The organism is Flavobacterium sp. 316, assembly GCF_000967805.1.
GTDB classification, from domain to species: Bacteria; Bacteroidota; Bacteroidia; order Flavobacteriales; family Flavobacteriaceae; genus Flavobacterium; species Flavobacterium sediminilitoris.
Genome location: NZ_JYGZ01000002.1, coordinates 432,760 through 456,889 on the forward strand (window position 1 = coordinate 432,760; position 24,130 = coordinate 456,889).

The following is a 24,130-nucleotide window of genomic DNA, read 5'->3' on the forward strand; positions in this document are numbered from 1 at the left end:
TATGTATAAGTATCTCATTATTCTGTTGATTTTTAATTTCACTATAGCTCAAAAGGCAGAAGTAAAAGAGGCTTATGAGTTTCAGGAGCAAATGAATCAGGAATTTGCAGATTCATTAAAAAGTCCCTTAACAGACGAAGATAGATTATATTTTAAAACATTAGATTTTTATCCTGTAAATGAAAAATTAATTGTAGAGGCAGTTTTTGTAAAAGTAAAAAAAGAAAAACCTTTTAAAATGAAAACCTCTACAGATAGAACACCTATGTATAAAAAATATGGTGAATTACATTTTAAAATAGATGGAAATGATTATATGTTAAATGTGTATCAGAATATAGAGTTGTCTAGAAAACCAGGTTTTAAAGATTATTTGTTTTTGCCTTTTTCAGATTTAACGTGTGGGAAAGAAAGCTACATTGGAGGACGTTATATTGATATGAGAATTCCAACTTCAGATAAAGTTATTATTAATTTTAATAAGGCTTACAATCCTTATTGTGCCTATAATTATAAATATTCGTGTCCTATAGTGCCATTGGAAAATGATTTAGACATAGCTATTGAAGCTGGTGTTAAAAAATATCATGATTAATGAAATATGTTAATTTACATACACATTCTTCCTTAAATGATAGTTCTATTTTAGAAGTTGTAAATCAGTACCCTTGGGAATTTAAAGCAGATATTTTACATTATTCTATTGGAATCCATCCTTGGTATATTAAAAAAGAAAGGCTTGAGTTAGATTTGAAATGTATTGAAGAAAAATTACAATTATCAGAATGTTTAGCTCTTGGAGAATGTGGATTAGATAAAAGAATAGAAATCTCTTTAGAAATGCAAATAGAGGTCTTTAAGAAGCAAATAGAATTAGTAAAAAAAACAAATAAGCCAATTATTCTACATTGTGTTGCGGCTTATCAAGAAATAATCAGGCTTAAAAAAGAAATGAATATTCAAAACCCAATGATTATCCACGGTTTCTCAAAAAATGAACAAGTAGCAAAGTCTCTTTTGGATAACGGATTTTATTTGTCGTTTGGTAAATATTTATTAAGAAACCCTGAATTAATTAATGTTTTTAAAAGTGTTCCTGATGATAAGTTCTTCTTAGAAACAGATACAATAGAAGAAACAATTGTTGAAGTTTATGAAAAAGCGAGATTAATAAAGGAAATGAATTTGAATGAATTGAAAAGTAATATAGAAAATAATTATGTGAATGTTTTTGGTCGTCAACTATAAACATTTAAAATTTAAATATTAAAGAGAACATGGCAAAGTGGCAAGAAAGAGCAGTATTATTATTTAAAGAAGAAGGAATAAATAAATTAACCAATGCAAATGTTTTAGTTGTTGGATTAGGTGGAGTAGGTAGTTTTGCTGCCGAATTTTTAGCAAGAGCAGGAGTAGGAAAAATGACAATTGTGGATGGTGATACAGTAGATATTACAAATATTAACAGGCAATTACCAGCTTTGCATTCAACAGTTGGAGAGCCAAAAGTAAAAATTGTAGGAGATCGATTGCTAGACATTAACCCAGAATTAAAACTTACTAGAATAGAAGAATTTCTTTCTCCAGAAAGAGCATTTGAGCTAGTAACACCTGAATTTGATTATGTATTAGATTGTATTGATAGTGTTACACCGAAATTAAACCTTATTGTTGCTGCTAAACGTAAAAAAGTAAGAGTAATAAGTAATATGGGTGCTGGTGGAAAATATGAAGCTAGTAAAGTTACTGTTAGAGATATTAGTAAAACCGAATATTGCCCGTTAGCAAAAAATATGCGTAAACGTTTAAAAGCGGAAGGTATAAATAAAGGTGTAAAAGCAGTTTACTCTATTGAAAGACCAGATGCTTCTAGTGTTAAATTAACAGATGGAACGAACTTTAAAAAATCGTTTTACGGAACAAATAGTTGGATGCCAGCATTATTCGGACTTCATGCGGCAGAAACAGTAATAAAGTATTTGTTAAAGAAATAGTATAATAATAAAAAAGAGGACTTTTTAAATCCTCTTTTTTATTTAAAAAAATCCATTCCAGGAATATTTGGCATACCGTCTTTAGCTATTGCAGCTAATTCTGTTTCGTTTACATTAGTTGCCTTATTAATAGCATTGTTTAAAACAGTCACTAAATAATCTTCTAGCATTTCTTTGTCTTGAAGTAAATCATCACTTAAAGTTATAGATTTTATTTCTCTATTAGCTGTTAAAGTAACTTTAAGTAGTCCATCACTACTTTGTTCGTCAACTAAAACAGTATCTAAGCGTTTTTTTGTGACTTCGATTTTTTCTTGGGTTTCTTTTATTTTGCCCATCATTCCCATAATATCTCCAAACATGATATTTTAATTTTTTTATTTCTACAAAAATACTAAATTAGCTGTTAACTTTTAATGTATAACTTCATGAAAAAAATTTCATACTTGGCTTCAATTTCATTTATTTTTGTTGCTTCATGTAAAGAAAAAAAGGAAGAAATGAAAACAGATATTCAGCCACCTATAGCTAAAATTGTTCCGCATACTTTAGAAAAACACGGTGATGTTCGTACAGATAATTATTTTTGGTTAAATGATAGAGAAGATAAAGAAGTAATTGATTATTTGAATAAAGAAAATGAATATTATGAGAAAATGACAGCTCATACTAAGAAATTACAAGATGATTTATTCAAAGAAATGAAAGCTAGAATTAAGGAAGATGATACATCTGTACCTTATTTTTATAACGGTTATTATTATATAACACGATTTGAAAAAGGAAATGATTATCCAATCTATGCACGTAAAAAAGGAAGCCTAGATGCAAAAGAAGAAATTATGTTTGATTGTAACGAAATGGCAAAAGGACATTCTTATTTTAATTTAAGCGGATTAAGTGTAAGTGAAGATAATAAATGGGCAACATTTGGAGTAGATTTAGTTTCTAGAAGACAATATACAATACAAATTAAGAATTTAGAAACAGGAGAAATTCTTTCAGATAAAATTGAAAACACAACAGGAGGAAGTACATGGGCAAGTGATAATAAAACCATCTTTTACACAAAAAAAGATTCAAAAACACTACGCTCAGACATGATTTACAAGCATATTATAAATACAAGCGTTGATAAAGATGAACAAGTGTACCATGAAAAAGACGATACTTTTGCAACATTTGTTTATAAAGAAAAATCTAAAAAATATATAGTTATAGGCTCTAGTAGTACATTAACTTCTGAATATCAAATATTAGAAGCTAATAATCCAAATGGAAAATTTAGAGTTTTTCAAAAAAGAACAAGAGGATTAGAATATAGTATTTCACACTATGGAGACAGTTTTTATATAGTTACAAATAAAGATGGAGCAACTAACTTTAAACTGATGAAAACAAATGAGCAAAAAACTACCATGGAAAATTGGTCAGAAGTTATTCCTCATAGAAATGATGTTTTATTAGAAGGAGTTGATATTTTTAAAAAATATTTAGTAGTTGAAGAACGTTCAAACGGATTAAATAAAATTCAAATACGTCCTTGGAGTGGAGAAGGAGCTTACTATTTACCTTTTGAAAGCGAAACATATACAGCATACACTACAACAAACCCTGATTTTGATACAGATATTCTACGTTATGCATATCAATCTTTAACAACACCATCATCAGTTATAGATTTTAATATGGAAACAAAAGATAAAACAATATTAAAAGAACAAGAGGTTTTAGGAGGAAAATTTGATAAAAATAATTATGTAGAAGAAAGAATTTGGGCAACAGCTACAGACGGAACAAAAGTGCCAATTTCTATGGTTTATAAAAAAGGAATCAAGAAAGACGGATCAAATCCATTTTTATTATACGCTTATGGATCTTATGGAGCATCAATGGATCCTTATTTTTCAACTACAAGATTAAGTTTGTTAGATAGAGGTTTTATCTTTGGAATAGCACATATTAGAGGAGGAGAAGATTTAGGAAGACAATGGTATGAAGATGGGAAACTATTGAAAAAGAAAAATACATTTACAGATTTTATAGACTGTTCAAAATATGTTATTGATGAAAAATACACATCATCAAAACATTTATATGCAGAAGGAGGATCAGCAGGAGGATTGTTAATGGGAGCAATAATAAATATGGCACCAGAATTATATAACGGAGTTGTAGCTCAGGTACCATTTGTAGATGTTGTAACAACCATGTTAGACGATTCAATTCCATTAACAACAGGGGAATATGACGAATGGGGAAATCCAAATGAAAAAGAATACTATGATTATATGTTGTCTTATTCACCTTACGACAATGTAAAAGCTCAAGATTATCCAAATATGTACGTCTCTACAGGGCTACATGATTCTCAAGTTCAGTATTGGGAACCAGCAAAATGGGTTGCAAAGTTAAGAGCAGTGAAAACAAATAATAATTTATTATTTTTAAATACTAATATGGATGCTGGTCATGGCGGTGCTTCAGGACGCTTTGAAGCTCTTAAAGATGTGGCTAAAGAATTTAGTTTTTTATTAGATTTAGAGAAAATTAAGGAGTAGTTAAATTTTTTTGTTAAATTTGCAGGGTTTTGGGGCTTCAAAAAAAGTGATATGATATTCCCCAACTAATTTAGTTTTTATGAAAGAAGAAATAAATGCCTACAACAATATTTTAGAATTAATTGGTAATACACCTCTAATTAAATTAAATAGAGTAACTGAAAATATAGAAGGTAATTTTTATGCTAAAGTAGAAGCTTTTAATCCGGGACATTCTACGAAAGATAGAATCGCATTATACATTATTAATGAGGCTGAACGTAGAGGTATTCTGAAGCCTGGAGATACAATTATTGAAACAACATCTGGAAATACTGGCTTTAGTCTAGCTATGGTGAGTATTATCAAAGGATATGACTGTATTTTAGCTGTTAGTTCAAAATCATCAAAGGATAAAATAGATATGTTACGCACAATGGGTGCAAAAGTATATGTTTGTCCTGCTCATGTTTCTGCTGATGATGAGCGATCTTATTACAATGTAGCAAAGCGTTTGCATGAAGAAACAAAAGGATCAATATATATAAATCAATATTTCAATGATTTAAATATTGATGCACATTATAAAACAACAGGGCCAGAAATTTGGGAGCAAACTAAAGGAAGAATTACTCACTTGGTTGCTTGTAGTGGAACTGGAGGAACAATTTCAGGAACAGCAAGATTTTTAAAAGAGAAAAACCCAAATATTAAAATATTAGGAGTTGATGCTTTTGGATCGGTTTTAAAGAAATATCACGAAACCAAAGAATTTGATGACAAAGAGATTTATCCATATAGAATTGAAGGTTTAGGGAAAAATTTAATTCCTACAGCTACAGATTTTGATATGATTGATAAATTTATGAAAGTATCAGATGAAGATAGTGCTCATACAGCAAGAGAAATAGCAAGAAAAGAAGGATTGTTTGTAGGATATACATCTGGAGCAGCTTTGCAAGCAATAAAACAATTTGGAGAAGAAGGAGAATTTGCAAAAGATAGTGTAGTGGTAGTTATTTTTCCAGATCATGGTTCTCGATATATGAGTAAAGTATTTAGTGATGATTGGATGAGTGAACAAGGCTTTTTTGATAGCGTTAACAGTGAAGAAACGCAAAAAGTTGAAATTATAAAGTAAAAATATAATTATAAATAACTAAAAACTCCGAGTCATACTCGGAGTTTTTTATTTAATAAAAGCGAAAAAAAATATTTTTATTTTGTTTTATTGATACCAATCGGTATCTTTGTCAAGTGAAAAAATCAGATTTTACAAAAGATAGAATAATTAAAGAGTCTAGTATCTTGTTTAATACACAAGGATATAAAAGTACGTCCTTAAGTGAAATAACAGAAGCCTGTGGTTATACAAAAGGCGCAATTTATAGACATTTTGAAAACAAAGAAGCTTTAGAAATAGAATCTTTAGATTATATGTCAAAACTGGTGATGTTAACTCTGAATGAGAAAATAAAAAACAGAACAAATGTTTTTGAGAAGTTATATGCTATTCTTGATTTTTATTGTTCCTATACTAATAATCCTATAATAAAAGGAGGTTGTCCTTTATTAAATACAGCTATTGAAGTTGATGAGACAGATTCTGTTTTAAGATTAAAGGCAAAATATTTTTTAGACACAATCAAAAGAGCAATTGAGAAAATTTTAATTAATGGAGTAAAACATAATCAATTAAAACCTGAAATAAATATTGAAGAAACAGTTGTAGTTATTATTGCAAGTTTGGAAGGAGCTATTATGATGAGTAAATTAAATAATAATAACATGGATATAAAATTAGTTACAAAACATTTAAAAAGACATTTAGAGATATATAAAATATAATTTTTTTAAATAAAAAAATACCGATTGGTATCAAAATAAAAATATGAAAAAAATAATAATAAAATTAACAGGGGTGTATTTTAATATATTGGCATACGTAAAACCATCATTATTAAAAGAAAAAGGATATGAATTATTTTGTAATCCATTTAGTAGAAAAGTATTGCCTCATCATTTGAAGTTTCTTGAAACAGCAGAAATGTTTCAGTTTCAGTTTGAAAGAAAAAATGTGCAGGCTTATAAATGGGGAAATGGATCAAAAAAAGTTCTATTAATACATGGTTGGGCAAGTAATACTTTTAGATGGAAAAAGATAATTGAAAAAATGAAAGAAGACGATTTCACTATTTATGCTTTTGATGCTCCAGCACATGGACTATCTGAAGGGAAAATATTAAATCTTTTAATTTATAAAAATTGTTTGGATGCTTTTTTGAAAGAAATAATAACAGTTGATTATGCAATTGCACATTCAGTAGGAGGTTTTGCTCTTCAATACGCTTTACATGATAATAAAGAAATTGATATTAAAAAAGCAGTTATAATGGGAGCACCAGGAGAAGCAAGTGATTTTTTTGTTTTTTATAAAAATTTATTATCATTAAATGCTAAATCAATGAAATTGATTATTGAGCAATTTAAACATGAATTAGGATATTATCCTTCTTATTTTTCTGCAAAAGAATTTTCAAAAGATATTAAAATTCCAATTTTATTAATACATGATAAAGATGATAAGGATACTGATTCAAAATATACTGAAACCTTGTCTGAAGTTATTAAAAATAGCAGATTATTGTTAACAGAAGGATTAGGGCATAATTTAAAATCTAAAGAGCTAGATTATGAAATTATTAATTTTATAAAGGAAGAAGTTCAAGTTTATTATTAAAATTTATTTGTAGTAAATGTTAGTATAATAGTCATCTCTTAAAAAAAATATATTTTTAAGAGATGATGAAATGAAGTTTTTGAGTTAATCTTCGATTTTATTATCGTCAATAATTCCCATATGTTTAGCGCGATTTTCCCAACTTTTCCTAGCTAATTGTTGTAAATCAGCAACACTATCACTCTCGTCCATTATTTCTAACCCTAAAAGGGTTTCAATAACATCTTCTTGAGTAACTAAACCACTAACGGAACCATATTCATCTACAACTAAGGCTACGTGATTTTTACTTTCTATCAATCGTTCAAAAATGTAAGGAATTGCTAAATTACGTCCTACAACCATAATATCTCGTCTAATATCTGCCAATGTCTTAGAGCCATTACCAAAAGCCATTTCTTTAAATATATCATCTTTCAAAACGAGCCCTGTGATATTGTCAGAAGATTTGTTATAAACAGGAATCCTAGAATAACGAAGATTAGAATTTTCTAAGAAAAATGCTTCAATGGTTGTATTTTCATCTTCTATTTTCATAATAGTTCTAGGTGTCATAATATCTTTAGCACGAACATCTTTAAATGTTAGTAAGTTTTTAATTACTTTACTTTCAGATTCTTGAAAAACACCTTCTTCTTGAGCCATATCTGCCATAGCATGAAAATCTTCACGACTTAAAATGCTACCATGATGACCTTTGCCTCCAATAAGCTTTGTAGTAAGTTGTAGGAGCCATAATAAACCAGTATATTTTAATGGAAAAATTAAAACTCTAAGTGCCTTTGTAGAGAAATGTGCTAGTTGTTTCCAATAAGTAGCTCCTATAGTTTTAGGAATAATTTCAGATGCTACTAAGATTAAAATAGTCATGATTGTTGATACAATTCCAACCATCATATCTTCAGTTAGTGTTAATCCTAAAAAATTAGCGCTTGAATTACCAAAACTTTCAGCATAAGCAACTTTTGCTTGTACACCTACTAATATAGCACCAACGGTATGTGCTATAGTGTTTAATGTAAGTATAGCAATTAAAGGACGATCAACATCTTTTTTTAAAGTTTCTAACTCACTAGCAAAAGATTTTCCTTCATTTTTTTTAACATTAATAAAGGTTGGTGTGACACTTAAAAGTACTGCTTCAAGAACAGAACATAAAAATGAAAAGAAAATAGAAATAAACGCGTAGAATAATAAGAGACTCATTGATGTTTTTTTATTAGATAGCTAATTTACAAAAATACTAAATGTCTTTAATTATAAGAGTGATCTATATTTTCTAAATATATGTTAAAAAAATAATAAGTTTTCTTTGTTAATTATAAAAAGAAGAATCTTGTGTAAAATAAAAAAATCCCAATCATTTGATTGGGATTTTTAAAATTTATTTACTTAAATACATTTTTCTTCGAGAATATAATTCGTAGAATTGATCGTCTTTTAAATCGTCGATGAATAAAATACTTTCACCTGTTGATTTCATCTCAGGACCTAAAGCTTTGTTTACATTTTTAAACTTACTAAAAGAGAATACTGGTTGTTTGATTGCGTACCCTTTTAATTGCGGATTAAAAGTAAAATCAGTTACTTTACTATGACCTAGCATTACTTTGGTGGCATAGTTTACATAAGGTTCACCATATGCTTTTGCAATAAAAGGAACAGTACGAGAAGCTCTTGGATTTGCTTCAATAATAAATACAGTGTCATCTTTAATTGCAAACTGAATGTTAATTAGTCCAACTGTTTTTAATGCTTTGGCAATTTTATAAGTATGCTCTTTTATTTGTTGCATTACAAATTCACCAAGATTAAATGGAGGTAAAGTAGCATTACTATCACCCGAATGAACACCGCAAGGTTCTATATGTTCCATAATCCCTATTATGTAAACATTTCCATCTGCATCACAAATAGCATCGGCTTCAGCTTCAATTGCACCATCTAAATAATGATCTAGTAGTAATTTATTCCCAGGAATTGATTTTAGTAAATCAATTACATGTTCTTCAAGTTCTTGCTTATTGATTACAATTTTCATTCCTTGTCCTCCTAATACATAAGAAGGGCGAACTAATAATGGAAAATCTAAAGTGTCAGCTAAAATAGAAGCTTCTTCTGCACTTTCTGCAATTCCAAACTTAGGGAAAGGAATATTTAATTCGGTTAGTAAATCAGAAAAACGTCCTCTGTCTTCTGCTAAATCTAAAGCATCGAATGAAGTTCCAATGATTTTTACTCCATGTTTTGATAGTTTTTCTGCTAATTTTAAAGCGGTTTGTCCTCCTAATTGCACGATAACACCTTCTGGTTTTTCGTGTTGGATAATATCATAAATATGTTCCCAAAAAACAGGTTCAAAGTATAATTTATCTGCTGTATCAAAATCAGTAGAAACCGTTTCAGGATTACAGTTAATCATAATAGTTTCATAACCACATTCTTTGGCAGCTAAAACACCGTGTACACAAGAATAATCGAATTCAATTCCTTGACCAATTCTGTTTGGGCCAGAACCTAATACAATTATTTTCTTTTTATCGGTTACAATACTTTCATTATGAACATATCGAGTACCATCTGCTCTTTCAATTTCAGCTTCAAAAGTAGAGTAGTAGTAAGGGGTTTGCGCTTTAAATTCGGCAGCACAAGTGTCAACTAGTTTGTAAACTCTATTTATTTTTTGATCTGCTCTTAATTTATATATTTGACTTTCTAAACAACCCATCATGTGAGCAATTTGTCTGTCACCATAACCTTTCTGTTTTGCTTCAAGCAATAATTCTCTAGGAAGTGTGTCTACTTTATAGTTAGAAATTTCTTTCTCTAAAGTGTATAATTCCTCATATTGTTTTAAGAACCACATATCGATTTTTGTAATTTCATGAATTCTACTTAATGGAATTCCCATTGCAATAGCATCGTAAATAACAAAAACTCTATCCCAACTTGCGAAAGTTAGTTTTTCAATAATTTGTTCGTAATTTTTATATCCTTTTCCATCAGCTCCTAAACCATTTCTTTTAATTTCTAATGATTGTGTAGCTTTGTGTAATGCTTCTTGGAATGAACGTCCAATTCCCATTACTTCACCTACAGATTTCATTTGAAGGCCTAAAGTTCTATCTGAGCCTTCAAACTTATCAAAATTCCAACGAGGTATTTTTACGATTACATAATCTAATGTAGGCTCAAACAAAGCAGAAGTAGATTTTGTAATTTGATTTTGTAATTCATCTAAAGTATAACCAAGAGCTAATTTTGTAGCAATTTTAGCAATTGGATAACCTGTTGCTTTTGATGCTAATGCAGAAGAACGAGATACACGTGGGTTAATTTCAATAGCGACAATATCTTCTTTGTCGTCTGGAGAAACTGCAAATTGAACGTTACAACCTCCAGCAAAATTTCCAATAGAGCGCATCATTAGAATTGCCATATCACGCATTTTTTGGAATGTAGTATCTGATAACGTCATTGCTGGTGCTACGGTAATACTGTCTCCTGTATGGATTCCCATTGGATCCATATTTTCAATAGTACAGATAATAACAACATTATCATTTTTATCACGAAGTAATTCTAGTTCATATTCTTTCCAACCCAAAAGTGCTTTGTCAATAAGAACTTCATGAATTGGAGACATTTCTAATCCGTACGTTAATTTTTCATCAAACTCTTCTTTGGTATGAACAAAAGCAGCTCCAGTTCCTCCAAGGGTAAATGAAGGGCGAATTACTAATGGGAAACCAAATTCTTGAGCGATTTCTTTTCCTTTTAAGAAAGAATTAGCTGTTTTTGCGGGTGCTGCTCCAACGCCTAATTTTTCTAAAAGTTGTTTAAATTGCTCTCTGTCCTCAGTGATATTGATGGCGTTTACATCAACACCTATCATTTTTACATTAAAATCATTCCAAATCCCTTTTTCATCAGCTTCCAAGCAAAGGTTTAATGCGGTTTGTCCGCCCATAGTAGGAAGAACAGCATCAATTTGTGGATGTGCTTTTAAAATTTCAATAAGAGATTTAGTGGTAAGAGGTTTTAGGTATACATGATCAGCCATAGAAGGATCTGTCATGATTGTTGCAGGATTAGAGTTAATTAAGATAACTTCAATTCCTTCTTCTCTAAGAGAACGTGCAGATTGAGAACCTGCATAGTCAAATTCACAGGCTTGGCCAATAACAATTGGACCTGAACCAATAATTAAAACCGATTTGATGGAGTTGTCTTTAGGCATTGTAAGTAGTTGTATTATGTTGTAAGTAGTTGTAGAATTTAAATTCTAAAAAAAAGGTGTTACTAAAAAAATAGTAACACCTGATATTGTTGCTTAAAAAATAGCATTATTTTTTGTGTCTAGGTTCGCTAGAAACAGTCAATTTATGTCTTCCTTTAGCTCTTCTGCGAGCAAGCACTTTTCTTCCGTTTGCAGAAGCCATTCTATCCATGAAACCGTGCTTGTTTCTTCTTTTTCTCTTTGATGGTTGAAATGTTCTCTTACTCATTGCTTGTATTTTTTAAAATATATAAATAAAATCAATTTTTTAACTCGTGGTTTTCATCCTTAGAAAACCGAGTGCAAATATACAAAGTCTTTTTTCAATAGCAAGTACTTTTTTAAAAATATTTTTAATTGATTTTATTACCTTTGCAACACCAAAAAAAATAGTTATGTTCAATAAAAATATCAAATTAGTTTTAGTCGTCTTAATAATTGCTTTTGCAATATACCAATTTTATGAGAGTAATATAGGAAATGGTATTTTCTTATTGTTGTTATCTACTGTTTTTGTTTTTTTATATTTTAAAAATGAATTTATTTTATTAGCTTTTTTAAAATTGAGAAAACAAGATATGGATGGAGCTAAGAAATGGTTAGATAAAATTGTTAATCCTGAAACTGCTCTTGTAAGAAAACAACAAGGATATTATAATTACTTAAATGGGATAATGCTTTCTCAAACTAATTTAACGCAAGCGGAGAAATTCTTTAAAAAAGCAATAGAATTAGGATTGTCTATGGATCAAGATTTAGCATTAGCTAAATTACAGTTGGCAGGAATCGCTATGACAAAAAGAAGAAAAATGGAAGCTAATAATCTGCTCACTGAAGCTAAAAAATTAGATAAACATGGCATGCTTAAGGAACAAATAAAGATGATGAAAGATCAAATGAAGAAGATTTAGTTTCTTAAAAATGTTAAAAAAATATAGTTTTTCTGTATCATTTCTTAATTTTAACGAGTAAGATTACTTCTTGTCGAGTATTTTTTTTTATTCGCTTTTAGTGAATTAATTTTACTACGGTTTAAGAGATTATATTATTGAAACAGTCTTTGCAGTTAAATAGGCAAATTCTTAATAGCAAAGACTTAAAAAAGCCCCAATTTACTTAGAAAAAATTGGGGCTTTTACTTTTACTTAATTTTTTATTAAGTAGTATAAACTTTATTTAGGTTTAGAATATCCTGAAGTTGGAATTTCAATTTGATATTTTTTTCCAGATTTATTGGGAAGTTTTTTATCTCTTAACCAAGGATTATGAATTTTTAAGATTTTGTAATTTATTCCTTGAGAGATTGCAAAGTCAACTAAATCATTTATTGTAGAATCAACTTCTACTATTTTAACAGGTATTTCGTTGTATAACGTATGTTCAGGTATTTCAAACCCATATTTCTGTGGATTTTTCATTATCTCTTTTAATGCTAAAATTCTATAAACATAGCGTGCTGTTTCCTCTGTTAGTAAAACATCATAATAACTTGCAACTTTTTGGGATTCTAATTGGCGAGATACTCCTGCCATTCCTCCATTATATGCTGCTGCTGCTAATGTCCAATTTCCAAATTTTGCATAAGCTTCCTTTAAATAGGTACAAGCAGCTTCCGTTGATTTTTCAAGGTTATAGCGCTCATCTATAAAATCGTTAACTTCCATTCCTTTTTCTTTTGCAGTTGTAGGCATAAATTGCCAAATTCCTCTTGCTCCAGCAGGAGAGACAGCATTCACAAGACTGCTTTCAATTACTGCTAAATATTTGAAATCATCAGGAATACCATTTTTAGCTAAAATAGGCTCAATAACAGGGAATACTTTATTGGCTCTTTTGATAACAAGAGTTGTGTTGGTATGGTAATTCATATTGGTTACCATTTCTCTATCTAGTCGTTCATTTACATCTGCTATATATGTTGGTACTTCTTCTCCTGAAAATGTCATTTGAGTTGGGTAATCAACATGAGCTTTCTGTTTAATATTTGATTTTGTAGCATGAATATATAAAGCGCTTATAATCATTACAAAACATATTAATAAAATTCTTTTCATAATACCGTTCTTCATAATTTAATTTTTTTCGTTTTCTAAAATAATTTTGGGTAAATTTTCATTTATCCATTTGTATTTGTTGATTATCATAATGTGAGTTCCTCCTTTTACTTGTATGGTGTTTTTTATATTTTGTATAGGAAAAACTTCATCTGCATCACCATGAATATGAATTATATTTTTGTCAGGAGTAACTCTAGACCATAAAATTACACTTTCTATTGCCCAATCCAAATATTTTTTATCTCTTACATTTAAGTATTTTTCATATAATTTCAATCTACTCGATATAATGTTCTCGCCAAACGCATATTTCACTAGTGTTTCAACATTTGCTAATAAACTTGTAGGGATCAATTTATATGCCAATGTTTTTTTTGCAATTTTCATTCTAGTAGGCATTTCTTTGTTTGATTTTACACTGGAGATGATTATTGTTTTTTTTGTTGGAATAAGTAGACTCATTTCTTGAACTAAAATACCACCAAATGACACACCTATTAGAACAGGATTGTCATGTTTGATTTCTTTTGTCATTCGCAAAGCATATTCGCTAAGTGTTTCTTTAGTTTTTGGGATAAACCATTCTAAATAATAAAGTTCAAATTGATCTTCTGGTAATTTTATGTTTTCAAAAATGGTAGGACTAGCAGCTAATCCAGGCATTAAGTAAACGGGGATTTTTGACATTGTTTTAACGCTTTAAAAGGATTTTAGGATAAAAATAACACAATTCTTTTATTTTTTGTTTTACTTATATTTTTTATATGAATAAATTAACTAAAAGTTAAAAAACTTTGATTTCTGCATTCTAATTGTTAACTTTGGTTTTAATTGTGTTTTGAGAATTTCACATTTCTTTTAATTTAAAATTTAAGTATTAGCCAATATGGAGATTAAAGATAATGAATTACTGCGTCAATTTGAAATAACTACTGATTCTGGACTTGTTTCAATTGAATATTCCTTACAAGAACGAAAGATTTTTTTAACCAAATTTTGTGAAAATGAAAATGAAGATGAAGAACTACATAATGATTTTATTAAAAATGTACTAGCAATTGCAGAAGATAGAAAATTAAAAGTGGTTCCTACTCATTTAAAATTAATTAAATTTTTCAGGAAAAACAGAAAGTATCAAGAGATGCTTCCTCCAGGAATAAAAATATGAAAAAAACGTCTCTACAAAGAGACGTTTTTTTGTACTCTATTTATTATTCAAATAATACAGATCCTTTTATTTCAACTTCACTCCAAGTCTTACTAATACCATCAGCTCCTTTGTGTAAATCAAAGCAAACTTTATTAAGTGCCGCAATAGCGTCTTGAGCTCCAAAATCTTCTAGATTAATAATTGAATTTACTGAAAATTTATTATTTGTAAATTCATGAGAAACTTCCATTTGCTTAGTAACATCATTTAAAGTAAGGGTTAAAAAACATTTTCCATCTCTAAAATTAAAAGTTCCTCCAATAGCTTCAGTATTTTTTAAAGCACTAAAGAAAAATTCTTTTAATTTTCCATCTCTAATAGGATCATTTGTAAAAACACTACTAACAGGTATTGAAAATGAAGCTCCTTCTAAAATAGCTTCTGGTGTTTCTCCGTTTTGAGTATTTTTTAATGCTATTTCTTTAAAACTTCCTCCAACAGGAACTTTGTCTGTAGTTTTATATGCGGTCCAATTCACTTTTGTAGAATCAGATACGATTTTTAGTCCTGTTATTTCTGTTTTAGTTTCTTCAACGGGTGTTTCTTTTTTTTCTTCTTTTTTACAACTTGTAACTAATAATGCTACTGTAAATGCAATTAATGCTATTTTTTTCATACTGTTTAATTTAATTTCTCCCAAAGATACTAAGAAAGTGCTGCTATAACAAAATACACTTGTTAAAGATTCGTAAATATTTTAATATTTAGACTATCGTAAATGTATCTACATTTTTATAATTGGCGCATTTTCAAATTGAATTATTACGTTATCTTTGCACCTTCAAAATTTTAGCTGTTATTAATGTTTTCAGACATTTAACTTCTAATTCTTAACTTTTTAAAGATGATTACAGTAAATGATATTGCCGTAGAATTTGGTGGAACAACACTTTTTAGTGATGTAACTTTTGCAATTAATGAAACCGATAAGATTGCTCTTATGGGTAAAAACGGAGCAGGAAAATCTACATTATTAAAAATTGTAGCAGGTGAAAACAAGCCTACTCGTGGTGTAATTTCGGCACCAAAAGAAGCTGTAATTGCTTATTTGCCACAACATTTATTAACAGCAGATAATGCTACTGTTTTTGAGGAAACATCAAAGGCATTTGCTGAAGTTTTCAAAATGAAGGATGAAATTGATGAGATTAATGAGCAATTAACAATTCGTACGGATTATGAAAGTGATGCTTACATGAAATTGATTGAAAGGGTTTCTGAGCTTTCTGAGAAATTTTATGCTATTGAAGAAGTTAATTATGAAGCCGAAGTAGAGAAAGTTTTAAAAGGATTAGGTTTTGAAAGAAAAGATTTTAATAGATCTACAACTGAATTTTCTGGAGGTTGGAGAATGCGAATAGAACTTGCAAAGATTTTATTAAAAAAACCAGATTTAATTTTATTAGATGAGCCAACAAATCACTTGGATATGGATAGTATTCAATGGTTAGAAGATTTTTTAATTAATCAGGCTAAAGCAGTAATGGTAATTTCTCACGATAGAGCTTTTGTGGATAACATCACAAATAGAACGATTGAAGTTACAATGGGAAGAATTTACGATTATAAAGCAAAATATTCTCACTATTTAGAATTAAGAAAAGATAGAAGAGTACACCAACAGAAAGCTTATGATGAACAGCAAAAATTCATTGCAGATAATCAAGCATTTATTGATCGTTTTCGTGGTACTTTTTCTAAAACAGACGCTGTTCAATCGCGTGTGAGAATGTTAGAAAAGCTTGTACCAATAGAAGTTGATGAAGTTGATACCTCTGCTTTGAAATTAAAATTCCCACCTTCTGTTCGTTCAGGTCAATATCCAGTTGTGGTAAAAGATTTAGATAAAAGTTACGGTGATAAAGTGATTTTTAAAGACGCTAACATTGTTATAGAAAGAGGAGAAAAAGTTGCTTTTGTAGGTAAAAATGGAGAAGGAAAATCGACCATGATAAAAGCCATTATGAAAGAGATTGAAATTAATGGAGGTAGTGTAGAAATAGGGCATAATGCTCAAATAGGTTATTTTGCTCAAAATCAAGCTTCATTACTAGATGGTGATGCTACTATTTTTGAAACGATTGATAGAATTGCAGTTGGAGACATTCGTACTCAAATTAAAAATATTTTAGGTGCTTTTATGTTTCAAGGTGATGATATTCAAAAGAAAGTAAAAGTGCTTTCTGGAGGAGAAAAAACGCGTTTGGCAATGATTAAACTGTTATTAGAGCCTGTGAATTTGTTGATTTTAGATGAACCTTCGAATCATTTAGATATGAAAACGAAAGATATTATAAAAGATGCTTTACGTGATTTTGATGGAACTTTAATCTTAGTTTCTCACGATAGAGATTTCTTAGATGGATTAGCTACAAAAGTTTTCGAATTTGGAAACAAACGTGTTAAAGAACATTTTGAAGATTTAAAAGGTTTCTTAGAAATTAAAAAAATGGATTCATTAAAAGAAATTGAGAAATAATTTCTATTTTGTGCTCTTAAACTATAAAAAATGACAAGAGAAGAGCAAGTAAAGTTTTGCATGTTATGTAAAAATAGAAAAATGGATTTCCAACAAGGCTTACTATGTAGATTAACGGATAAACAAGCTGATTTTGAAGAAAGTTGTGCTTCTTTTATTCCTGATGAAACGCATAATATAGTTAAGCCATCTTATGTTCCTGTTGAGAATGAAGAAAGTTTTAATTGGAAAACCGCATTATCTGTAATTCTTATAATTTTTGCTGTTATTCGTTTGATTTATAGATTGTCGAAATAAAAAAATATAAAAAAGCATGGTTTTTTAACTATGCTTTTTACATTTTTATATTCCAAATTTTTAAAAGGTCAATAAATTTTTCTAAAACTACTTTGTTAACTGTACCATCATTGCAATTTTTTAAATAAAATAAAGGAGCATAATGAGAGTATGAGTTGTATTTATTGTTTTGTATAAAAGTAATACTGTATCCGTTATTGTCAGTAATATAACAACCACTAACTTTATTTGTTTTGTTCTTAAAATCAGATTGATTGTAGTTTTGAAAATCGATAGTTTGTTTTGATATTAATGATTTTAATAACTCTTCTTTTTCTAAATCATTTACTTTAATTTCTTCAATAATACTTTTGTATTTTTCTCCTTTTAAATATGCTTTAGGAATTTTTTCTTTAAAAGCTTTTATGTTTTTGTTGTCTGAAAAAATATAGTGAAATTGATCATCATAAGCTAGCCAACCATAACTTATAGAAATAGTAACACAAATATCATTTTTATTTAATTTACAAGGTAATTTTATGGTTTCATCGTCAAATGAGCTTTTTAAATTTAAAAATAATATACTGTCAGTAGTGCTTGACTTAGATGAAATTTCAGAAATAGATTTTTCATTTTTTATTTTAATTGCGTTATTGTCTGTCGTTTTAACTTCTTTTTTGCAAGAGTAAAAAAAGGTAATTAATATTATGAATACTATTCTCATTGTTTTTTTATAAATTTTCAACAATAATTGTACCCTAAATTTTTAAAACTAATATTTTTTATTTTTTCGTCCATTTTTCAAAGCCTATAGCCGAAGATTTTATTTCTTTTTGCCAATGTTTTCCATGCTCTGAATTAAGTTTTTCAAAAACGATAGCATTTTTATTTTCATATTCTTCAAAATTAATAGGAGCTAGACAACCAAAATCATGATACTGAATATTATATTTTTTAGAAAAAGCCAAATCTTTCTTTGTAATGGTAGAAGCAATTCCTCCAAGGATATAAATGGTTTGTGTTTTTGAGCTTATTTCAATTTTATTCTCAGAAATGATATCTTTTTTTTCTTGCGCTTGTATTTTGAAACAAAAGAAAAGAAATAAGATTAGAATTTTATAATTCATTTTTTTGAATTTTATTAGTTACATCAGTTCCGCCCCATTCAACAATGGTGAACCCTTTACGTTCAGTTTTTGGTAATTTTTGCTCTTTAATTATCTTAAGTTGTTCTAAGCTATAAAATTCCATATACACTCTAATAGAAGTTTCTGGTTTTGGATGTATTGTATTTACTGAGATTTCATTACAATCATCATTAACTAAGAAATGTATAAAATTGTATTTATTTTGTTCAAGTATAGGTAACCAAAACTGAATGAATTCATTTGTTTCCTGATTATTTAAGCCCATATATTCTAATTTCTCTATGAAAAAAGTAGTTAGATTCTCTTTTTCAATAACAAAACCATCTTCATATTGATAATGTTCGTTTGGTAAATTAATTTCTCCATCCCAAAATAATGAACTATAATTTCGTTTGGTTTTAGTGTCATATATTTGACCATTTGGAGATACTATTACTTGCCATTTATTTTCATATTTAGGAAAAGTGGTTAATAGTTTACCTTTGAAATTAAACTGTAATGTGACTTCGGTTTCTTCAGTTGGATAAAGATAAATAATTGGCTTTTTTACAATTATTTTATCATTACTATTTGGAATAATTACTGCTTTTTGAGAAAGGGAAACTGAAATATTTTTTTGTTTCTCAACTAAAACTTTTTGCGATTCATAATTGAGGCTTACAAATTGTAAGACATCGTTTTCGTGAACTTCAATTTTGAAATTACCATTAAAATCAGTTGAAGATTCATTTTTACTATTTAAGTTTTTAATGATGACACCAGAAAGAACATTTTTTTCACAATCAACAACATTTCCTGTTATTGTAAATTCTTTTCCTTTGTTTTCCGAATATTTATAAGCATATAATTTATAAAGTTTTTTTAACTCTTTTTTAGAAATGTTTTGAGTTGTAATTACGATAGCTCCTTCTAGTTCTTTTTGGTTGTAAATAGCTCTTGATGCTTGTCGTTTGTATATGTTTATACTTTTAATGTTATTAGGATTAAGAGTTTTTAAGAATTCTTCACTTACATAATTTGAGTTTACAATATGTAAAATATTATTTTTAGAACTTAGTGAAGGTTTATCGTTTATTCTCCAACCTGTTTTTTTAGGTATTGTGTCTTGTGCCAATACAATTGATATTGAAAAAAGAAGGAAAAGAGTTTGTGAAATTTTTTTCATGACTAATTGTATTTAGCGATTAATTTTATGAGTTTTCGGTGTTCTTTGTCTGTTAGCTTTTTCATTCTTATAAAGATAGCACCATTTTTTCCTTTTTCGCCATAATTTTTTAATGCATTTTCAGGTGTTACATTTTTTATAGATTCAATTTGATTAACATCAATTTTATTGAGTATTTTTTGATTTACAACCATATCATTAATTAAAACAAGCTTTTTAGAATCTACTTTAATCGTTTTTGTACTAATAATTACAACACCATCTTTTCCTTTATCTCCATAGATTTTTTGTGCTTCTTCTTTTTTGTAGATAGTTGTTGCTGTAATATTTTGTTTGTCTAAAGGATAATAAGGGCTTGTTGGGTTTTTTCCAAATAATGATTCTTCTGAATATTCAATACTATTGATGATATATAGAGGTTTATGTAGTATATATATAGAATCGAGGTTCTCATCTTCCATTTGTTTTATTTTGTCTAAGTTCTCAACTTTTCCATTGATAATCACTAACGGATCTGGTTTTTTTAAAGTTGTTTTAGGACTTTGAATAAAAGAGTTTTGTGTTGTTGGGAAGTCGAAATATTGAGGTTTCTTATTTCCTTTTTGTAAAACGATGTCAGAAGATTCTTTTGTTCTCTTAGTATTTTGATTTGCTATAACTGTATCATTAAAATTTAAAAAGCCAAGTTGTTTTTGTTTTGTAACAATGTTCTTGTTGAATAGGATACTGTCTTTTTGTGATATAATTTTGGGTGAAGATGTAAAAACTATTTCTTCTTTTTTTAAATTTATTAATGGGTTCTTTTTTACAGTATCTTTTATGAAATTTGTTATTTGTTCATTTATTATTTGTTGTTCTTTAATGGAATCAGTTATTACAATATTATGCTCTTCCAATTGAATTTTTGATTGATTACTATTGTTATAAAAATGATAAATTATGGTTGACATAATGATAACAGATGCAGCAATACTTATTTTTTTCCAGTTATTTTTTTCAGTTTGTAATGATTTTTTTTCTAATTTATCTTCAACATTCGTCCAAACTTTTTCCATTCCTGAAAAACTGTTTTGTTCTGAGCTTTCGGCTGCTTTTTGTATTCTTTTATATAATTTGTCTTCTATTTCCATGATTCTATGCTGATTGCTTTCAGGATTATTTTGCTTTTTGATAATAAAATTGATGCACTAATTCTCTTAATTTACTTTTTGAAGCATTCAATTGTGATTTTGATGTACCTTCTGAAATACCTAATTGGTTCGCAATTTCTTTGTGAGAGAAGCCTTCAATTACAAATAAATTAAAAATAGTTCTGCAACCTTCAGGAATATAATTGAGTAAATTCAATAAATCAGCTTCTTCTAAATCAGTTGTTTCTTCAGTTAGAGGGTGTAATTTATAGTTTGTGTCTTCAAGATATAAATTAAAATTTACCTTTTTTTTCAATTCTAATAGACATTGGTTTACTACAATTTTTCGAGCCCAAGCTTCAAAAGCATAATTCTCTTTTAATTGATTTATCTTAGTAAAAATGATAAAGAATCCATCAGCTAAAATTTCTTCAATTTCTTCTTCTTTTTTAAGATAACGTTTACATAAGTGATATAGCTTTGGAGCCATATATTCATATAGTTTCCGTTGCGCTTCACGGTTTTGTTTTTTGCAGGCTTGTATTATTTTTTCATCCATCACAATTGGTTGCTTTTCTATATAGAGTATAAAAATGAGTAAAAGGTTGGGAAAGCATTAAAATATTTTTAAAAATAAAAAAAGGTACATGTTTTTTATCACATATACCTTATATAAATTTTCTGTTTTTTAGAATTATTCTTTAAAAACCATGTCAATACACATTACAGCAGCTAAAATAAGATGTCTTACTTTATCTTCTGGGTCTATAGAAGTGTTGATGTTAAGTACATAATTATCAGCACTTGTAAAAAGTTCTTTACCTATTCCTGCCCATTTTTTAGAAACATGAGCTATTTCTTTATCTTGTTTCATAAATTTAAAATCCCAACCAGTCCATTTTCCTTGAAGTGTACAAAGATGTCTGTCGTTTGCATCATGAATTTCAAATTTTCCACCAAAAGAGAAAAATTTCTGCTTAAAAACACCAATTAATTTTTCGTTTTCATCAAATACTTCTACATCTGATCTAAAAAAAGTAACGCCTCTTTTTATACTTACTATTTTTTTATCTTGATTATCGTTGATGACAATATGAAAAGGTGTCATTCTTTTATAATCGGTGAAACGAAACATTTTTGTAAAGAATCCTAAATTAGGTTCTCTACAAGTCATTATAATTGATCCTGTTTCAGGGTTAAAAATATCAAAGTTATTTGAAGCTTTGAACATTCCTACATGTTCTTTTACAAGAAAGACATTCTTGGATAAAATAGAATTCATTAATTATTTATTGTTAGTTTATAAATTTTAGATGTTAATTGTTCAGTGTCATTATCTTCACAAAGTAAAAATTCCAATTGATTTTTCGTTTCTTTATATAAAGTTATACCTTCAAACTTATTTTTTTTAGAGATTAGTAATGTCTTTTCAATAATTAAATTTTCAAGATTTATTTTTCCAAAAAAGGTACCTAATATTTCACCATCTTCATAAGTAGAGATAGTGTTTTCAACTGCTGCTAAAAAATAGATGTTTTCGTTTACAAGAATAGCATCAGTGAAAGTCGCTTCAATAGTATTAATTTTAGGGAGTGTTATTTTTTTAAATTCGAAAGAATCATTTGTATCATCATTTAAAATAAAAATACCATTAGAACCATCTTTAGTATTACCTCTTTGAAAAAAATATGATTTTTTAGGTGTAATAATTAATCCTTCAATATTTAATTCTCCTTCAGAAAGTGAAGCTGTTTTTTTTAAGTTTTCAAAAGGTAACGTGAAATCAATATTTTGTATTTCTTTAGATTCTAAATGATAACTAGCAACTTTATTTCTATTTTTTGTGGAACCAGAACCTAAGATAATTATTTTATTTTTATTTAAAGCAATCGATTCAAAATCGAGTTTTTCTTTTTTAGCAATATTTTCTTGTGGATTTTCGTCTAAAGCATGCCTTTGTAAAGTGTCATTTGTTAAATGATATTCATACAAATAAGTACTATTATCTGAAATAATAAAAAGAGAATCATTTTTAAATAATAATCCAGAAGCAGAGCCAATACCAATTATATTTAAAAACAGTTGTAAATGAAACTTTTCCATTTTATTTTAATAATTTTTTCGATTGTAAAAATACATTTATCTTTATGAATAAATTTTGAAAAATGAAAAATATAGATATTAATACTTTAAAAGTTACTAATGAGATTCAATTAGCTAAAATTCCCACTTTTTTAAATGTTGAAGCTTCTGAAAAAAAGAAAGAAAAAGAACTTCAGAAGATTAGAGAAAAATTGAGCAAAATTCAAGATAAAATGTATGCTCATAATAAATATGGAGTATTAATTTGCTTGCAAGGAATGGATACAGCAGGGAAAGACAGTTTAATTCGAGAAGTCTTTAAAGAGTTTAATGCACGTGGAGTGGTGGTACATAGTTTTAAAACTCCAAATTCAACGGAATTAGAACATGATTATTTGTGGAGACATTATTTAGCTTTACCAGAAAAGGGTAAATTTTCAGTTTTTAATCGTACGCATTATGAAAATGTATTAGTTACGAAAGTTCATCCTACTTATATTTTGAATGAAAATATTCCAGGAATCAATTCAGTAGAAGATATCACACCTGAGTTTTGGGAAAATCGTTTTGAGAGTATTAATGCGTTTGAAAAACATATTGCTTCAAACGGAGTAATTGTATTAAAATTTTATTTGCATTTAAGTAAAGAAGAACAAAGACAGCGTTTATTGAGGCGATTAGAAACAGAAAAACACAATTGGAAATTTTCACCAGGTGATTTAAAAGAACGTGAACTTTGGGATGCATATCAAAATTGCTATGAAGAAGCTATTAATAAAACATCAAAAAAATATGCACCATGGTACATTGTTCCAGCCGATAACAAAGAAACGTGTCGCTATTTAGTTGCGAAAACGATATTAGAAGAACTGAAAAAATACACGGATATTCAAGAACCAGAATTAGAACAAGAAGTAAAGGATAATATTAAAATGTATCACGATAAATTAGCCTCAGAAATATAATTGTTTGATAATCAAGTTTTATAGAATTTTATACAGGGAAAAGCCTATTTTTTTGTTTTTTTTAA

Annotated in this window: 26 protein-coding genes; 12 read left to right on the forward strand and 14 right to left on the reverse strand. The window is 28.3% G+C overall.

Going from position 1 to position 24,130, the window contains the following annotated elements:
* Position 1: 1 nt before the first annotated feature.
* Genes SY27_RS05560 through SY27_RS05570 form a run of 3 tightly spaced genes read left to right on the forward strand, consistent with a single transcriptional unit; the run spans position 2 to position 1,994 of the window.
* Positions 2–595, forward strand: a complete 594-nt coding sequence (locus tag SY27_RS05560; protein ID WP_045967992.1) for a DUF1684 domain-containing protein — start codon at positions 2–4, stop codon at positions 593–595.
* Entirely contained in the window at positions 595–1,248 is a 654-nt protein-coding gene (locus SY27_RS05565) for a TatD family hydrolase (RefSeq protein WP_045967994.1), read from the forward strand. The genes SY27_RS05560 and SY27_RS05565 overlap by 1 nt, the downstream gene beginning before the upstream one ends.
* Before the next feature lie 29 nt (positions 1,249–1,277).
* On the forward strand, positions 1,278–1,994 hold the full coding sequence (locus SY27_RS05570) for a ThiF family adenylyltransferase (protein WP_045967996.1): 717 nt from the start codon (positions 1,278–1,280) through the stop codon (positions 1,992–1,994).
* Between the two features lie 38 nt (positions 1,995–2,032).
* On the opposite strand, the gene SY27_RS05575 is transcribed toward SY27_RS05570, so the two are convergent.
* Positions 2,033–2,356 carry a YbaB/EbfC family nucleoid-associated protein gene (locus SY27_RS05575; RefSeq protein ID WP_045967998.1) on the reverse strand — a complete coding sequence of 108 codons (324 nt, stop codon included), beginning with the start codon at positions 2,354–2,356 and terminating at the stop codon, positions 2,033–2,035.
* A gap of 66 nt (positions 2,357–2,422) precedes the next feature.
* On the opposite strand from SY27_RS05575, the gene SY27_RS05580 reads away from it, so the two are divergent.
* The 4 genes from SY27_RS05580 (at position 2,423) to SY27_RS05595 (ending at position 7,274) form a co-directional block, all read left to right on the forward strand.
* Positions 2,423–4,555 carry an oligopeptidase B gene (locus SY27_RS05580; RefSeq protein ID WP_045968000.1) on the forward strand — a complete coding sequence of 711 codons (2,133 nt, stop codon included), beginning with the start codon at positions 2,423–2,425 and terminating at the stop codon, positions 4,553–4,555.
* A 79-nt stretch (positions 4,556–4,634) separates the two neighbouring features.
* Positions 4,635–5,675, forward strand: coding sequence for a PLP-dependent cysteine synthase family protein (locus SY27_RS05585; RefSeq protein WP_045968002.1), 1,041 nt, complete (start codon positions 4,635–4,637; stop codon positions 5,673–5,675).
* 116 nt (positions 5,676–5,791) lie between these two features.
* Positions 5,792–6,382, forward strand: coding sequence for a TetR/AcrR family transcriptional regulator (locus SY27_RS19185; RefSeq protein ID WP_045968004.1), 591 nt, complete (start codon positions 5,792–5,794; stop codon positions 6,380–6,382).
* Positions 6,383–6,425: 43 nt separating this feature from the next.
* Positions 6,426–7,274 carry an alpha/beta hydrolase gene (locus tag SY27_RS05595; RefSeq protein ID WP_045968005.1) on the forward strand — a complete coding sequence of 283 codons (849 nt, stop codon included), beginning with the start codon at positions 6,426–6,428 and terminating at the stop codon, positions 7,272–7,274.
* 84 nt (positions 7,275–7,358) lie between these two features.
* Here the strand turns inward: SY27_RS05595 and SY27_RS05600 are convergent, their stop codons facing one another.
* The 3 genes from SY27_RS05600 to rpmH all read right to left on the reverse strand — a co-directional run bounded on the left by SY27_RS05600 (position 7,359) and on the right by rpmH (position 11,782).
* On the reverse strand, positions 7,359–8,480 hold the full coding sequence (locus SY27_RS05600) for a CNNM domain-containing protein (protein ID WP_045968007.1): 1,122 nt from the start codon (positions 8,478–8,480) through the stop codon (positions 7,359–7,361).
* Between the two features lie 178 nt (positions 8,481–8,658).
* A complete protein-coding gene (gene carB / locus SY27_RS05605) occupies positions 8,659–11,514 on the reverse strand; it encodes a carbamoyl-phosphate synthase large subunit (RefSeq protein ID WP_045968009.1) in 2,856 nt (951 codons plus the stop codon).
* A gap of 106 nt (positions 11,515–11,620) precedes the next feature.
* The gene (rpmH, locus tag SY27_RS05610; protein ID WP_008464848.1) at positions 11,621–11,782 is read right to left on the reverse strand and encodes a 50S ribosomal protein L34; all 162 of its coding nucleotides are present in this window, start codon (positions 11,780–11,782) and stop codon (positions 11,621–11,623) included.
* Positions 11,783–11,948: 166 nt separating this feature from the next.
* Between rpmH and SY27_RS05615 the strand changes: the two genes are divergently transcribed.
* Positions 11,949–12,464: a membrane protein gene (locus tag SY27_RS05615; RefSeq protein WP_045968306.1), complete on the forward strand. Its 516-nt coding sequence runs from the start codon at positions 11,949–11,951 to the stop codon at positions 12,462–12,464.
* 261 nt (positions 12,465–12,725) lie between these two features.
* On the opposite strand, the gene SY27_RS05620 is transcribed toward SY27_RS05615, so the two are convergent.
* Positions 12,726–13,622 carry a lytic transglycosylase domain-containing protein gene (locus SY27_RS05620; RefSeq protein WP_235270910.1) on the reverse strand — a complete coding sequence of 299 codons (897 nt, stop codon included), beginning with the start codon at positions 13,620–13,622 and terminating at the stop codon, positions 12,726–12,728.
* Between the two features lie 3 nt (positions 13,623–13,625).
* Entirely contained in the window at positions 13,626–14,297 is a 672-nt protein-coding gene (locus SY27_RS05625; RefSeq protein ID WP_045968013.1) for an alpha/beta hydrolase, read from the reverse strand.
* A gap of 199 nt (positions 14,298–14,496) precedes the next feature.
* Here SY27_RS05625 and SY27_RS05630 point away from each other — a divergent pair, with 199 nt between their 5' ends.
* Positions 14,497–14,778, forward strand: a complete 282-nt coding sequence (locus SY27_RS05630) for a hypothetical protein (RefSeq protein ID WP_045968016.1) — start codon at positions 14,497–14,499, stop codon at positions 14,776–14,778.
* Positions 14,779–14,821: 43 nt separating this feature from the next.
* Here SY27_RS05630 and SY27_RS05635 read toward each other — a convergent pair whose 3' ends face one another.
* Positions 14,822–15,436, reverse strand: coding sequence for a YceI family protein (locus SY27_RS05635; protein ID WP_045968310.1), 615 nt, complete (start codon positions 15,434–15,436; stop codon positions 14,822–14,824).
* A 228-nt stretch (positions 15,437–15,664) separates the two neighbouring features.
* Here SY27_RS05635 and SY27_RS05640 point away from each other — a divergent pair, with 228 nt between their 5' ends.
* Together SY27_RS05640 and SY27_RS05645 are read left to right on the forward strand one after the other, a co-directional pair.
* Positions 15,665–17,299 (forward strand): ABC-F family ATP-binding cassette domain-containing protein, encoded by a 1,635-nt coding sequence (locus SY27_RS05640; protein WP_045968018.1) that lies wholly within the window; start codon positions 15,665–15,667, stop codon positions 17,297–17,299.
* Between the two features lie 30 nt (positions 17,300–17,329).
* Positions 17,330–17,596, forward strand: a complete 267-nt coding sequence (locus tag SY27_RS05645) for a hypothetical protein (RefSeq protein WP_045968020.1) — start codon at positions 17,330–17,332, stop codon at positions 17,594–17,596.
* Positions 17,597–17,633: 37 nt separating this feature from the next.
* On the opposite strand, the gene SY27_RS05650 is transcribed toward SY27_RS05645, so the two are convergent.
* The 7 genes from SY27_RS05650 to SY27_RS05680 all read right to left on the reverse strand — a co-directional run bounded on the left by SY27_RS05650 (position 17,634) and on the right by SY27_RS05680 (position 23,121).
* Positions 17,634–18,299, reverse strand: a complete 666-nt coding sequence (locus SY27_RS05650) for a hypothetical protein (RefSeq protein WP_152640711.1) — start codon at positions 18,297–18,299, stop codon at positions 17,634–17,636.
* Between the two features lie 58 nt (positions 18,300–18,357).
* On the reverse strand, positions 18,358–18,702 hold the full coding sequence (locus SY27_RS05655; protein ID WP_045968024.1) for a hypothetical protein: 345 nt from the start codon (positions 18,700–18,702) through the stop codon (positions 18,358–18,360).
* Positions 18,692–19,888 (reverse strand): carboxypeptidase-like regulatory domain-containing protein, encoded by a 1,197-nt coding sequence (locus SY27_RS18145; protein ID WP_052705164.1) that lies wholly within the window; start codon positions 19,886–19,888, stop codon positions 18,692–18,694. The genes SY27_RS05655 and SY27_RS18145 overlap by 11 nt, the downstream gene beginning before the upstream one ends.
* A 2-nt stretch (positions 19,889–19,890) precedes the next feature.
* Positions 19,891–21,018 carry a hypothetical protein gene (locus SY27_RS05665; protein ID WP_045968026.1) on the reverse strand — a complete coding sequence of 376 codons (1,128 nt, stop codon included), beginning with the start codon at positions 21,016–21,018 and terminating at the stop codon, positions 19,891–19,893.
* A gap of 25 nt (positions 21,019–21,043) precedes the next feature.
* A complete protein-coding gene (locus tag SY27_RS05670) occupies positions 21,044–21,577 on the reverse strand; it encodes an RNA polymerase sigma factor (protein WP_045968028.1) in 534 nt (177 codons plus the stop codon).
* A gap of 135 nt (positions 21,578–21,712) precedes the next feature.
* Positions 21,713–22,300: a phospholipid scramblase-related protein gene (locus SY27_RS05675; RefSeq protein WP_045968029.1), complete on the reverse strand. Its 588-nt coding sequence runs from the start codon at positions 22,298–22,300 to the stop codon at positions 21,713–21,715.
* Positions 22,300–23,121: a hypothetical protein gene (locus tag SY27_RS05680; RefSeq protein ID WP_045968031.1), complete on the reverse strand. Its 822-nt coding sequence runs from the start codon at positions 23,119–23,121 to the stop codon at positions 22,300–22,302. The genes SY27_RS05675 and SY27_RS05680 overlap by 1 nt, the downstream gene beginning before the upstream one ends.
* 62 nt (positions 23,122–23,183) lie before the next feature.
* Between SY27_RS05680 and SY27_RS05685 the strand changes: the two genes are divergently transcribed.
* Positions 23,184–24,065 carry a phosphate--nucleotide phosphotransferase gene (locus SY27_RS05685; RefSeq protein WP_045968033.1) on the forward strand — a complete coding sequence of 294 codons (882 nt, stop codon included), beginning with the start codon at positions 23,184–23,186 and terminating at the stop codon, positions 24,063–24,065.
* Positions 24,066–24,130 lie beyond the last annotated feature (65 nt).

Excerpts from the sequence above, each read along its gene's own strand:
- SY27_RS05600 (WP_045968007.1), bottom strand. The coding sequence starts at position 8,480 with ATGAGTCTCTTATTATTCTACGCGTTTATTTCTATTTTCTTTTCATTT.
- SY27_RS05665 (WP_045968026.1), bottom strand. The coding sequence starts at position 21,018 with ATGGAAATAGAAGACAAATTATATAAAAGAATACAAAAAGCAGCCGAA.
- SY27_RS05630 (WP_045968016.1), top strand. The coding sequence starts at position 14,497 with ATGGAGATTAAAGATAATGAATTACTGCGTCAATTTGAAATAACTACT.
- SY27_RS18145 (WP_052705164.1), bottom strand. The coding sequence starts at position 19,888 with ATGAAAAAAATTTCACAAACTCTTTTCCTTCTTTTTTCAATATCAATT.
- SY27_RS05620 (WP_235270910.1), bottom strand. The coding sequence starts at position 13,622 with ATGAAGAACGGTATTATGAAAAGAATTTTATTAATATGTTTTGTAATG.
- SY27_RS05595 (WP_045968005.1), top strand. The coding sequence starts at position 6,426 with ATGAAAAAAATAATAATAAAATTAACAGGGGTGTATTTTAATATATTG.
- SY27_RS05635 (WP_045968310.1), bottom strand. The coding sequence starts at position 15,436 with ATGAAAAAAATAGCATTAATTGCATTTACAGTAGCATTATTAGTTACA.
- SY27_RS05580 (WP_045968000.1), top strand. The coding sequence starts at position 2,423 with ATGAAAAAAATTTCATACTTGGCTTCAATTTCATTTATTTTTGTTGCT.
- SY27_RS05650 (WP_152640711.1), bottom strand. The coding sequence starts at position 18,299 with ATGAGAATAGTATTCATAATATTAATTACCTTTTTTTACTCTTGCAAA.
- SY27_RS05560 (WP_045967992.1), top strand. The coding sequence starts at position 2 with ATGTATAAGTATCTCATTATTCTGTTGATTTTTAATTTCACTATAGCT.
- rpmH (WP_008464848.1), bottom strand. The coding sequence starts at position 11,782 with ATGAGTAAGAGAACATTTCAACCATCAAAGAGAAAAAGAAGAAACAAG.
- SY27_RS05640 (WP_045968018.1), top strand. The coding sequence starts at position 15,665 with ATGATTACAGTAAATGATATTGCCGTAGAATTTGGTGGAACAACACTT.
- SY27_RS05615 (WP_045968306.1), top strand. The coding sequence starts at position 11,949 with ATGTTCAATAAAAATATCAAATTAGTTTTAGTCGTCTTAATAATTGCT.
- SY27_RS05575 (WP_045967998.1), bottom strand. The coding sequence starts at position 2,356 with ATGTTTGGAGATATTATGGGAATGATGGGCAAAATAAAAGAAACCCAA.
- SY27_RS05585 (WP_045968002.1), top strand. The coding sequence starts at position 4,635 with ATGAAAGAAGAAATAAATGCCTACAACAATATTTTAGAATTAATTGGT.
- SY27_RS05565 (WP_045967994.1), top strand. The coding sequence starts at position 595 with ATGAAATATGTTAATTTACATACACATTCTTCCTTAAATGATAGTTCT.
- SY27_RS05670 (WP_045968028.1), bottom strand. The coding sequence starts at position 21,577 with ATGGATGAAAAAATAATACAAGCCTGCAAAAAACAAAACCGTGAAGCG.
- SY27_RS05645 (WP_045968020.1), top strand. The coding sequence starts at position 17,330 with ATGACAAGAGAAGAGCAAGTAAAGTTTTGCATGTTATGTAAAAATAGA.
- SY27_RS05655 (WP_045968024.1), bottom strand. The coding sequence starts at position 18,702 with ATGAATTATAAAATTCTAATCTTATTTCTTTTCTTTTGTTTCAAAATA.
- SY27_RS05625 (WP_045968013.1), bottom strand. The coding sequence starts at position 14,297 with ATGTCAAAAATCCCCGTTTACTTAATGCCTGGATTAGCTGCTAGTCCT.
- SY27_RS05680 (WP_045968031.1), bottom strand. The coding sequence starts at position 23,121 with ATGGAAAAGTTTCATTTACAACTGTTTTTAAATATAATTGGTATTGGC.
- SY27_RS05675 (WP_045968029.1), bottom strand. The coding sequence starts at position 22,300 with ATGAATTCTATTTTATCCAAGAATGTCTTTCTTGTAAAAGAACATGTA.
- SY27_RS05570 (WP_045967996.1), top strand. The coding sequence starts at position 1,278 with ATGGCAAAGTGGCAAGAAAGAGCAGTATTATTATTTAAAGAAGAAGGA.
- SY27_RS05685 (WP_045968033.1), top strand. The coding sequence starts at position 23,184 with ATGAAAAATATAGATATTAATACTTTAAAAGTTACTAATGAGATTCAA.
- carB (WP_045968009.1), bottom strand. The coding sequence starts at position 11,514 with ATGCCTAAAGACAACTCCATCAAATCGGTTTTAATTATTGGTTCAGGT.